Below are 11,215 nucleotides of genomic sequence, written 5' to 3' on the forward strand. Positions count from 1 at the left end.
AACGGGATGTCACCATCGCTCAGCCCTCAGCCCTCAGCCCTCAGCCCTCAGCCCTCAGCCCTCAGCCCTCAGCCCTCAGCCCTAGCCCCTCACCCACCCAATGACCGAGCAACTGTTTCACATCGCCGCCGTGCCCTTCGAGGCCGCACTGCGGGTGCCTGTGCTGCCGGCCGGCCATCGTGCCGCACGCCTGCACGGTCACAGCTATCGCGCCCGGGTGCGCGCCGCGCTGCCTGTGGGCTGGTCGCCGGGGCCGGATGGCTTTGCCGGCGGCGAGACGGATGCGCTTGTCGCGGCCCTGGCCGAGGTCGTCGCGCCCCTGGACTATGCCGATCTGAACGCCCGCCTGCCGGTGCCGACGGACGAGAACCTGGCGCGCTTCGTCCACGCCGGGCTGCGTGATGCCGGCGTGCCGGGCGTCGCCACTGTCGGCCTTCGCAGCACCGAGGACACCGGGGCGGATCTGGCGCCGGACGGGCATGCCCATCTGTGGCATCGCTTCCGCTTCGAGGCTGCGCACCAGCTGCCGCAGGTGCCCGCGGGGCATCCCTGCGGGCGCATGCACGGCCACGGGTTCGAGGTGATCCTGCACCTGGATCAGGATTTGGCCGGCGGCGGCACCGGGCCGGCGGACATGGGCGTGGATTTCGACGCCATTGCCGCGCTCTGGGCGCCGCTGCACGCCGAGCTGGATCATGCCTGCCTGAACGACATTCCGGGCCTGGAGAATCCCACCAGCGAGCTGCTCTGCCGCTGGCTCTGGGCGCGGCTGAAGCCGGCCGTGCCGGCGCTGTCTTGGGTGACGGTGTACGAGACGGCCACCGCGGGCTGCCATTTCGACGGCGCCCATTACCGCATCTGGAAGGAGCTGCGCTTCGAGTCCGCGCTGCGCCTGGAGCAGGCCCCGGACGGCGACCGCCGCCGCCGGCTGCATGGGCACAGCTACCTGCTGCGGCTGCATCTGAGCGCGCCGCTGGATGAGGTGCTGGGCTGGACCCTGGACTACGGGGACGTCAAGGCCCTGTTCAAGCCCGTCTACGAGCGCCTGGATCATCACCGCCTGGATACCCTGACCGGCCCCGTCGGCGCGGACCCGGCCGGGCTGGCGCGCTGGATCCGCGAGCAGGCGGCGGCGGATCTGCCCTGGCTGGAGCGCATCGACCTACAACAGACGCCCGGCTGTGGCGCCGTGCTCTGCTGGGGCGAGCTGGGCCCGGCGCTGCCGGCCTGAGTCTCGGCCCCAAGCGCCGGCACCGCGGGAGTACCGTCTCCATCGCGCAACGTCTCGGTGTCCGTGCCGGCTGTGGGAGCGGCCTCCGGCCGCGACACGCCGCCCAACACCCAAGACGAAATCCGCGAAGTTTGAGCTGCCATGTCGAGCGCCTATAGCGTCAAGGAATGCTTCCTGACCCTCCAGGGCGAGGGCGCCCGCAGCGGGCGGGCGGCGGTGTTCCTGCGCTTCGCCGGTTGTAACCTCTGGTCCGGGCGGGAGCAGGACCGGGCGGCGGCGGTCTGCGACTTCTGCGATACGGACTTCCGCGGCACCGACGGCCCGGGTGGCGGGCGCTTCGAGACGGCGCAGGCATTGGCGGCGCACGCGGCAGCCGTCTGGTCGGTGGGGGCCGGCGCTGATGCGCCCAACCCGGCGGCCGGCGCCCCTGCCGAGGGCGCCGGCGGTTACCTGGTCTGCACCGGCGGCGAGCCTCTGCTCCAGCTCGACCCGCTGCTCATCGAGGCGCTGCATGCGCAGGGCTTCGAGATTGCGGTGGAGACCAATGGCACGCTCGCGGTGCCCGCGGGTGTCGATTGGATCTGCGTCAGCCCCAAGGCCGACGCGCCCCTGGTGCAGCGCAGCGGGGACGAGCTGAAGCTGGTCTACCCGCAGGCCCAGGCGCCGCCGGAGCGCTTCGCAGAGCTGGACTTCGGGCATTTCTATCTCCAGCCCATGGACGGCCCGGAGTCCGCCGAGCATACCGCCGCCGCTGTCGCCTACTGCCTGGCCCATCCGCGCTGGCGCCTCAGTCTGCAGACGCACAAGCTGATCGGCATTCCCTGACGCGCGGTGCGTCGGGTGCGCGGCGTCTCTGCGCAGGTCCGGCCTCGCGCGCCGGCGGCCGGCGGCTCAGCCCCCGGCGGCCGCCGCGGGCTTCTCGAACACCATGAAATGCTGGCTCGGCAGAAAGTCCTGCGTCTCTACGTGCCTGAGCCCCACCGCCGCCATTTCGCGGCGGGCCTGGGCCTCGGTCATCTTGTGCAGCGGTTTGATGGGGATGCGCGGGTCCTCGCCGCGGTACTCCACCAGGAAGACCCGCCCGCCCGGGCGCAGCGCCGTGACCATGGCCGTCATCATCTCCCGCGGGTAGGCAAACTCGTGGTAGGCATCCACCATCAGCGCCGCGTCGATGCTGGCGGGCGGCAGCTTCGGGTCGGCCTCGGTGCCCTGCACCAGTGCGACGTTGTCGATGCCGCGCTCTTGCACGCGAGTGCGCATGATGGCCAGCATCTCCGGCTGTATGTCCACCGCCAGCACCTGCCCCTGCGGCACCTGCTCCGCGAGCCGGAATGCGAAGTAGCCGGTGCCGGCGCCGATGTCGGCCACCTCGGCGTCTGGTGCCAGGTCCATGGCCGCCACCACCTGGTCCGGCAGCTCGTCGCGGACGCGGGCCGGGCGCTCCAGCCAGCGGGCGCCGCGGTGGCCCATGACCTGGGAGATCTCGCGGCCCATGTAGACCTTGCCGATGCCGTCGCGGCTCGGGGGCTTGGTCTCGTAATACGGCGCGCTGTCGGCGTGCACCGGCGCCGTGAGCAGTGTCAGCAATGCCGTCAGCAGGAAGAGCCGGCCCGCTGCTGGCCGGCGTCGGCTTGGGCCGAGGGACAGAATGCGCTGCATCTTGGGGCGCTCCGGTTGGCTTATGGACTCCTCCTGACCGCGCGCGGGTGCATTGGTTTCGTCGGACGCGAGCAGCGATCTCCAGCGGTGCTGCGCCGCGGTCGACGTTATGCTGATGGCATCGAAATCACCGCCAGCAGGTTGACCCCGGATGAACGACCAACGATCCCAAGGGCGATCCGAAAGCCGAGCCAACGGCGGCTCGGGCACCAGCGTCTCTTTGGTCCTCGGCAGCGGCGGCGCCCGCGGCCTCGCGCATATCGGTGTGATCCAATGGCTCAAGGCCAACGGCTATCACATCGAGTCCATCGCCGGCTGCTCCATGGGCGCGCTGGTGGGCGGTATCCATGCCGCGGGCCGGCTCGAGGACTACCGTGACTGGGTCTGCGCGCTGCGCCGGGCGGACGTGCTGCGCTTCCTGGACCTGGCCTGGTCCAGCAGCGGCCTCATCAAGGGCGACCGCATCATCGAGACCCTGCGGGAGATGGTGGGCGAGCACCACATCGAGCATCTGCCCGTCGCCTACACCGCCGTGGCCACGGACATCGAGCGTCAGCGCGAGGTGTGGATCTCCAAGGGGCCGCTGTTCAACGCCATCCGAGCCTCCATCGCAGTGCCGACGGTATTCATGCCGTACAACTACCTGGGGCGCAAGCTCGTCGACGGCGGCCTGCTGAACCCGGTACCCATCGCGCCCACCTTCCGCGATCTGACGGATCTCACCATCGCCGTGAACCTGAACGGCAACGACGACGGCGCCCCCTGGCCGCCGCAGGCACCGCCGGCGCTGCCGGAGCCCGGCGCGCAGGCCGATGACGCTGCGGATGCGAAGGCGAAGCCAGCCCCATCAAAGGAGGCGCCGGTGCAGCCCGACGACGTGCGCGGGCGCATCCTGGCCTTTCTCGACGACGTGGCCAACGGCTTCAAGGGTAAGCCGGACAACGGCGAAGAAGACGACGGCAACCTCGACGTCTTCGAGCTGGTGAGTCGCTCACTGGAGACCATGCAGAACGCCATCGCCGCCGTGAAGCTCGCCGCCTACACGCCGGACGTCATCGTCAACGTCCCCCGCGACTGCTGTCAGGCGCACGAATTTCACCGTGCGCAGGAGCTGATCGAGCTCGGCGAGCGGATCGCCGAGCAGGAGCTCGGCGCCTACGAGCGCCGCCGCGCCAAGGACTGACAGCGGCAGCACCGACGACTGGGAGCGCCGGCTTCCAGCCGGCCGGCGCGGCAGACAGTCGCGCTCTTCTGACGCGCGAGTCGAACTTATGAGAGTGTAGTGCGAATAGCGTGAATGGGGATATGGTTAGGTTCGTTTCCCTTTTATGGCTTCTGATCGAAGGCGGGCACCAATTGTTGCCTCAACAATCTTTTCTCTTATACTCGCGACCTTGTCTTGCTTTAGCACCGAAATGTCCAGAAAGCGCGCTACAGACTCCAATTCTTTTCGCGTGTTGAGTGCATCTTCTATAACCTGCATTCCGTCTTCCCTTGTTTCCGCTTTGGCTAATTCTCTAAGCAGTGATTCCTTCTCGTCTTGCGAGAGTCCGTCCGACGTTTTCTGTCCGGAGCGTGTCCGCGTGATTCGTAACGAAAGGCGATAATCACCGCCTGACAGCTTCTTAAGGTCCTCGTCCGTGAGGCTCTGCAACTCCGAAGAGAGGTCCGCGAAGATCCTTTGGATGAGTGTTGCATGATCCATGCTTCAAACCTCTGCTTTTCGTTGAAACTCATTTACAAAAGCCTCTATTTCGCTAACGATCTCCGTATAAGTGCTTCCAGAATACGAGTGTAGTACAACCGGCAAACCGTTTTGCGGCGCGTCGGCAAAGATTGTTTTGTTCTCTCTAAAGCGATTTGTGAACGAAGGTACTCCCAAGCGCACGGTTTGAGAAATGTACTGTTGTTGTGCGGCTATCGGTTTGCCGGAGCGGACTTGAATCATCGTGAAGACTACGCCGAGAACTTCGGGCGTCGTCGGGGCGGTGTCTTTGTCAAGATTTGCATACTCATTGAACTCCCTTACTAGCGAGTCAACGCTTCGGGTTAAATAATCAATGCCTAAGGTGGATAAGTAATCTGGCTTTGCTGGTACCAGGATTAGATCGGAAGCAATAACCGCGTTCTTGGTGACGATGTTGAAGTTTGGTGGACAATCGACGAGAATTATGTCGTAGCTGTTATCCACTCCAAGTTCGAGAAGTGCTGCGCGCAACTTGCCATGTACTTTAATGTAGTTTTTCTTGCTTTGCGTTAAATTCGTGCCGCCCAGCAAAGTAGCGAGTTCTAAGTCAACATTAATCAAGCCCAAGTGTGACGCGATAATGTCGATTTGCCCACCTCGATCTTTGAGTGCTTGATTGACCTTCGCTGGTGTATCCAGTAAATCGGCCAAGTGCATGGGTTTTTCGCTTTGGCTGATGCAGTCGAACCAATTCTTAATAGTTTTTGCTTCCTCTAAGTAATTATCCCAATAATCGGGCGACACGAACGAAAATGTAAGGCTGGCCTGAGCGTCCATGTCTAATAGCAGTACGTTGTATCCTCGCCAGGCAAGTTCGCCAGCAAGATTCGAGGTAACCGTCGTCTTACCAACGCCGCCTTTGTAGTTGATGACGGAAATAATTTTCACTGGGCAAGCCTCCCCATATTGATGGGAACGTCGACACAGGGCTAAGGGGGATCCGCACCTGGGATTAAGGTATGAGACCAAAATGACCGGCGATTGTCCAGGCAATCCGTGGATGGTCGCCTTGTTTGCCTCCTTTCTGGACTTCGAGGTTGACTGAACGTAGCCTGTTGCGGGTCTCCGGACTGTCGTGCATCCGCATGCCGCTCAATGCCCTGGAAAGTACGCGCTGACGGCTTACTCGGCGGCGTTGGCGAGCAAGGCCTCGGCGTTGCGCTGGGCCTCGTCCAGGGCGATGGGCGCGCGGCAGAGGCCGATGTCTTCGCCGATGCCGCCGGCGATGGCGAGGCAGGGGAATGGCTCGGTGCTTGGCGCGCGGCGACGGCGGCGGGAGCCTTGCCGTAGGCGGTTTGGCCGTCGGTGCGGCCTTCCGCCGTGAGCAACAGGTCGGCGCCCGCGAGATGGTGTTCCAGCGCAAAGCAGTTCCGGCACCAGCTCTGCGCCAGGCCCGAGCGTCGCGTCGCCGAAGGCGACGACGCCCAGGCCGCCGGCGGCGCCGGCGCCCGGCAGGTCGCCGAGTGTCAGGCCCAGGTCGTGCGCGATGAGGTCCGCGACGTGGGCGAGGCCGGCGTCGAGGGCGGCGGTCAGCACCTCGGCGAGGCCGTCTCCGCCCTCGGCCACCGGCACCTGCACGCACCCGGCATTCGGCAGGGCGCGGGCGACGCCACGTGCCATGAGCGCGGCGGTGCAGCTGCCCTTCAGGGCGTAGGGAGCGAGGATAGTTTTGGGCATGGGCCGAGAAGAGCGCCTGCGCTCAGCTGCCGATCTCGCCGCCGTCGTCGCGGGTGGTCGCGGGTGATGGCGACCACGGACGGGCGCGGCGGCATGCCGGCGGCAAAGTCCGGCCAATTACGGGCGGCCTGCGCTGCGCTTGTCCACCCTACTCCCGCTCTGGGAGTGGTCGGGGTAGGGCTTCCCTCGGCGTACAGCAGCTCAGTAGCCCAAGGATTGACGTGCCTAAGCCGACGGGTCCCAAGCTCGTCAGCACGATGGGATGAATCGCTCGCAACATCGTGAGGGATTTCCAGAAAATCGCGCGCTCGGTGATTGGCCTTAAGGCAGAGCTTCCGGGTCACGACGGGTATGGAACACAGCATGGACGACGAGGTGCTCGTCTTCTGCTGTGTAGATCAGCGAAAACGGAAAGCGGTGGGTCAGGCAGCGTCGGAAACCAGGCCGTACCTCGGGGAATAGGGCGGGCCTCCCTTGGATGCGCGCCAGCGCCGCGTCCACCTCGTCCAGGAACTCGTCGCCGAGGCCCTCGCGCTGTCGTTCGTACCAGTGACAGGCGCTCTCCAATTCGGCGACGGCTCGGCTGGTGTAGGTCGCTTTCACGCCCTGCTGCGCAGCTTGGCGTGGACGTCGTCGACTGCGTGCAATCGCTCGGCGCCTGCCCGGTAGAGACGCTCCCGCTTGTCGAGCTCGGCTTGCTGCCAGTCGCTGAGCGGTGGCGCCCGGCCGTCCTCGGCGATGCTGTCCCAAATCTCTTCGACCAGGCGCAGCTTGTCTTCCAGGGACAACGCGTGGGCTTCGTCGATCACGTCTTGGGCGTGCATAGTGGATCCTCCGGTTCAGAGGCTTCAGTATAGCGAAGCGTGCACATGACTGTGCTTGGGGCCGGTGCCGAGATTGTGGCTCAGACCGCGCTTATGCGCGGGTGCGCGTCTTTGAGTCAAATGGAGAGACGCGACGGCGGCGGCAGGCTGGAATACCCAGGAGCCGGCTGAAGCCGGCGTACCCAGGGGTCAGCGGCCGGCGAAGAAGGCGCGGACGGCCTGCTCGGCGGCGTCGGTGAGCAGGGCTTCGGCGCTGCGCTGGGCCTCGTCCAGCGTCATGGGCGCGCGGCAGAGGCCGATTACGGCATCGATGCCGATGGCGTGCAGTGGGCCGATGTCTTCGCCGATGCCGCCGGCGATGGCGAGGCAGGGGATGCCCCGGGCCTTGGCGCGCGCGGCGACGGCGGCGGGGGCCTTGCCGTAGGCGGTTTGGGCGTCGATGCGGCCTTCTGCCGTGAGCACCAGGTCGGCGCCCGCGAGATGGTGATCCAGCTCGAGCAGGTCCAGCACCAGCTCGGCGCCGGGTCGGAGCGTGGCATCCGCGAAGGCGACGAGGCCGGCGCCGAGGCCGCCGGCGGCGCCGGCGCCGGGGAGGTCGGCGACGTCCAGGCCGAGGTCGCGCTCGATGCGGTCCGCGAGCTGGGCGAGTCCGGCGTCGAGGGCGGCGACCTGCGCCGGGCCGGCGCCCTTTTGCGGGCCGTAGACCGCGGCGGCCCCGCGGGGTCCGATGAGGGGGTTGTCCACGTCGCAGACGGCCTCGACGCGAACCTTGCCAAGCCGCGGGTCCTTGGCCGTCCTGTCGATGCGCGCGAGGTCGGGGAGCCGGGCGCCCACGGGCTCCACCGCTTGGCCGGAAGCATCCAGGAAGCGCCAACCCAGCGCCTGGGCCATGCCGATGCCGCCGTCGTTGGTGGCGCTGCCGCCCAAGCCCACGATGATGTGCTCGGCCCCGAGGTCCAGCGCGGCGCGCATCAGCTCGCCGGTGCCGAGGGTGGTGGTGGCGGTGGCGTCGCGCTCGTCCTCGGCGAGCAGCGCGAGGCCGCTGGCGAGGGCCATTTCCACCACGGCGGTGCGCCGGCTCGGGCTCCAGACCAGGGCGGCGTCCACGGGTGCGAAGCGCGGGCCGGTGACCGGCACCATTCGGCGCTCGCCGTCGAGGGCGGCGGTCAGCACCTCGGCGAGGCCGTCGCCGCCGTCGGCCACCGGCAGCCGCACGCACTCCGCATCCGGCAGGGCGCGGGCGACGCCATGTGCCATGGCCGCCGCGGCCGCCGCCGCGGTGCAGCTGCCCTTCAGGGCGTTGGGGGCGAGGATGATCTTGGGCATCAGCCCCCGATCTCGCCGCCGTCGTCCCTGGTGATGGCGACCACGGACGGGCGCGGCGGGATGCCGTCGGCGAAGTCCGGCCAGCGCGTGGCGGGGTATTCGAAGGTGGATGAGCGCTCGAAGCCGGGGTAGGCCTCGGTGCCGTCCGCCGCCGGGTGCTGCACGGCGACGAACAGGGTGCGGCCGTCCGGCGTGAAGCGGGGGCCGCACATCTCCGCACCCACGGGCACGCGGAAGAAGGCGCGGGCGGTGCCGCGGCCTGGGCCCTCGGTCTCCAGCGCATAGACGCCGTCGGCGCCGCCGGAGGTCACGGGCCAGCCGCCGCCCTGGTCGGTGGCGATCCAGAGCCGGCCCGCCGGGTCCACGGCGCAGTTGTCCGGGCAGGCGAACCAGCCGTGCTCGGTGGTGGCGGGGTTCCAGTGGGCGCCGACGGCCGGGTCCGTCGGGTCGCCGGCGCGCACCAACAGATCCCAGCGGGCGGTGTCCGCGGCGTGGTCGCCGTCGGTGGGGGTGAGCTCCAGGACCTGGCCCCAGAGGTTCTCGGCGCGCGGGTTGGCGGCGTCGATGTCCGCATAGCCGTCCTTGCCCCGGTGCTTGTTGTTGGTGAGGCTGACATAGACCTTGCCGGTGACCGGATTGGGCTCGACGTCCTCGGGCCGGTCCATGGGCGTGGCGCCCAGCAGGGTGGCGGCGCGGCGGGTCTCGATGAGCACATCGGCCTGGGCATTGAAGCCGTTCTCCGCCGTCAGCGGCCCCTGGCCGTGCACCAGCGGCAGCCACTGGACGCCGCCGTCGGCATCCAGCCTGGCGACGTAGAGGGTGCCGCTGTCCAGCAGGTCGCGGTTGGCGGCGCGCGCCTCGGCGATGCGCCGATGCATATCCTGCTCGCGGAAGTGCACCTGGCCGGCGGCGTCGATGCGCCCGGCGAAGGTCTGGCCCGTGGGATCGGCGGGCGGCTCCGGCAGCGGGGTGACGGTGCCCTCGGTAACGAACTTGTACAGGTACTCGAAGCGCTGGTCGTCGCCGGAGTAGATCACCAGCCGGCCGTCGCCGTTGACGATGCACTCGGCGCCCTCGTGCTTGAAGCGCCCGAGCGCCGTGCGCTTGACCGGCGGCGCGTCGGGGTCGAAGGGGTCCATCTCGACGATCCAGCCGAAGCGGTTGGCCTCGTTGGGCTCGGCGTTCAGGTCGAAGCGGCGGTGGTGCTCGGCCCAGGCGTAGCGCGGGGCGGGCATGCCGCAGCGCGCGTAGTTGCGCTGCTCCGGGTGCTCATCGAGACTGCCGGCGAAGTAGAGGTGGAAGTTCTCTTCCGCCATCAGGTAGGTGCCCCAGGGGGTGATGCCGCCGGCGCAGTTGTTCAGCGTGCCGATGACTCGGCTCCCCGTCGGGTCCGCGCGGGTGCGAAGCCGCGGGTGGCCGGCGGCGGGGCCGGCGATCCGGATGGGCGTGGTCAGCGCGTCGATGCGCCGGTTGAAGCGACTGTCCGGCACCAGGCGCCATTGACCGCCGACTTTGTGGATCTCGACGACGGAGCCGCCGTGGGCCGCGAGCTCCGTGTCCACCATGGCGCGGGTCAGGGCGGCGGCGGGGTCCTCGGCGTCGGCGAGGCCGGGGAACATGAGCCCGGTATTGGTGTATTCGTGGTTGACGCAGAGCAGCCCGTGCTCGCTGTTGCTGGAGCCGAGCGGCAGCGGGATGTAGCCGATGAAGTCGTTGTTGTAGCCGAACTGGCGGCGCTGGGCGGCGGCGCTCGGGCGCTGCGGGTCGAAGGGCGGGGCGCCGGGCAGCAGCGGGTCGCCCCAGCGGATCAGCACTTGCGCACTGTAGCCGGGGGCCACGTGGTGGGTGGCGTCGACGCCGCGGGGGATCTCCGGGAAATCGAAGCGGGTGGGGTCGTCGGGCGATGACGAGGCGGGCTGCTGCGGCTCGGCGGTGGCGGCGGCAGTGCCCGCGGCGAGCCCTGCCAGCGGACCGGCGGCCAGCGCGCCGAGCGCCCCGCGCAGCAGGTCGCGGCGGCTGAAGCGGCGCTGGATCACGTCGTCCAGGCACGGCTCGCTGGTCGGGTTGACGGGGATGTCGTCGGGGTCGGTGGCTGAATCGAGCTTGGCGTTGTCGAGGGCGGACACGGTTAGGGCCTCCGGGTGCCGGCGCCCATGCGGCGGCGGCTGGCTGGTTAGCATCGACGACGCAGTCTAACCAACCCGCCGGCTGCGCCGGTTGCAGAACGATGACAGCTTGCCGGGCGCTGTGGGAGCGGCATCCCTGCCGCGACGAACTGCTGCCGATGCGCTGGAAGTCATCGCGGCCAGAGGCCGCTCCCAGTGCGCCCGCGAGGGCGCCTCATCAGCACGGTGAAAGTCCGTGCCTTCGTGGCCCGAAGCTCCGTAGCCAATGGTAACTGCGTCGCCGCGAGGCGGGGTGGAGAGCAACAGTCACGCGAACTGTCGGTCTGCAGGATAACGAACCCGATTCGGCGGGGTGTCGTGGCGAGCCCACTGGGAGGCGGCGAAGCCTGAAACTCACCGTGGACGCTGGTGTACGGCGTGTAAAGCGATCCACGGGCGGCATCACGTGGTTGGGGGTGGAACGACAGGACGGTGAGGCGAGGTAAGCGGGGAGACCTGTCGGCGGAGGTGACCGCCGGCAGGAGTCAGAGCCCGCATAGTAGTGCATGTTCGTGATCGGACGGCCAAGGGCTGACATGGCGGAGACGCCGGTCCTAAAGATGCCTGGGGGGCTGCCCCTGCCGAG

11 protein-coding genes and 1 pseudogene are annotated in these 11,215 nt (G+C 68.0%); 3 read left to right on the forward strand and 9 right to left on the reverse strand.

The window, feature by feature from the left end; all coding sequences use genetic code 11:
* Window positions 1–100 precede the first annotated feature (100 nt).
* Window positions 101–1,231, forward strand: coding sequence for a 6-carboxytetrahydropterin synthase (locus CKO31_RS23980; protein ID WP_200242717.1), 1,131 nt, complete (start codon window positions 101–103; stop codon window positions 1,229–1,231).
* A gap of 141 nt (window positions 1,232–1,372) precedes the next feature.
* Window positions 1,373–2,056 (forward strand): 7-carboxy-7-deazaguanine synthase, encoded by a 684-nt coding sequence (queE, locus tag CKO31_RS23985; protein WP_200242720.1) that lies wholly within the window; start codon window positions 1,373–1,375, stop codon window positions 2,054–2,056.
* A gap of 66 nt (window positions 2,057–2,122) precedes the next feature.
* On the opposite strand, the gene CKO31_RS23990 is transcribed toward queE, so the two are convergent.
* On the reverse strand, window positions 2,123–2,890 hold the full coding sequence (locus CKO31_RS23990; protein ID WP_200242722.1) for a class I SAM-dependent methyltransferase: 768 nt from the start codon (window positions 2,888–2,890) through the stop codon (window positions 2,123–2,125).
* 151 nt (window positions 2,891–3,041) lie between these two features.
* Here CKO31_RS23990 and CKO31_RS23995 point away from each other — a divergent pair, with 151 nt between their 5' ends.
* Window positions 3,042–4,073 (forward strand): patatin-like phospholipase family protein, encoded by a 1,032-nt coding sequence (locus CKO31_RS23995; RefSeq protein WP_200242734.1) that lies wholly within the window; start codon window positions 3,042–3,044, stop codon window positions 4,071–4,073.
* Between the two features lie 126 nt (window positions 4,074–4,199).
* Here CKO31_RS23995 and CKO31_RS24000 read toward each other — a convergent pair whose 3' ends face one another.
* From CKO31_RS24000 to CKO31_RS24030, 8 genes and pseudogenes are all read right to left on the reverse strand, one after another.
* Complete coding sequence (locus tag CKO31_RS24000) at window positions 4,200–4,595, reverse strand: hypothetical protein (RefSeq protein ID WP_200242736.1); 396 nt, start codon at window positions 4,593–4,595, stop codon at window positions 4,200–4,202.
* 3 nt (window positions 4,596–4,598) lie between these two features.
* The gene (locus CKO31_RS24005; protein WP_200242738.1) at window positions 4,599–5,525 is read right to left on the reverse strand and encodes a ParA family protein; all 927 of its coding nucleotides are present in this window, start codon (window positions 5,523–5,525) and stop codon (window positions 4,599–4,601) included.
* 41 nt (window positions 5,526–5,566) lie between these two features.
* Window positions 5,567–5,965 (reverse strand): hypothetical protein, encoded by a 399-nt coding sequence (locus CKO31_RS27760; RefSeq protein WP_369075145.1) that lies wholly within the window; start codon window positions 5,963–5,965, stop codon window positions 5,567–5,569.
* 46 nt (window positions 5,966–6,011) lie between these two features.
* Window positions 6,012–6,314, reverse strand: a pseudogene (locus tag CKO31_RS27765) (glycerate kinase); the annotation flags it as partial.
* A 321-nt stretch (window positions 6,315–6,635) separates the two neighbouring features.
* Complete coding sequence (locus tag CKO31_RS24015; protein WP_200242740.1) at window positions 6,636–6,917, reverse strand: type II toxin-antitoxin system RelE/ParE family toxin; 282 nt, start codon at window positions 6,915–6,917, stop codon at window positions 6,636–6,638.
* Entirely contained in the window at window positions 6,914–7,138 is a 225-nt protein-coding gene (locus CKO31_RS24020; protein ID WP_200242741.1) for an addiction module protein, read from the reverse strand. Before CKO31_RS24020 ends, CKO31_RS24015 begins: the two co-directional genes overlap by 4 nt.
* Before the next feature lie 189 nt (window positions 7,139–7,327).
* Entirely contained in the window at window positions 7,328–8,464 is a 1,137-nt protein-coding gene (locus CKO31_RS24025; RefSeq protein WP_200242743.1) for a glycerate kinase, read from the reverse strand.
* A complete protein-coding gene (locus tag CKO31_RS24030; RefSeq protein WP_200242745.1) occupies window positions 8,464–10,590 on the reverse strand; it encodes a PhoX family protein in 2,127 nt (708 codons plus the stop codon). Before CKO31_RS24030 ends, CKO31_RS24025 begins: the two co-directional genes overlap by 1 nt.
* Between the last annotated feature and the right edge of the window lie 625 nt (window positions 10,591–11,215).

It is taken from the genome of Thiohalocapsa halophila (assembly GCF_016583825.1).
Taxonomy (GTDB): domain Bacteria; phylum Pseudomonadota; class Gammaproteobacteria; order Chromatiales; family Chromatiaceae; genus Thiohalocapsa; species Thiohalocapsa halophila.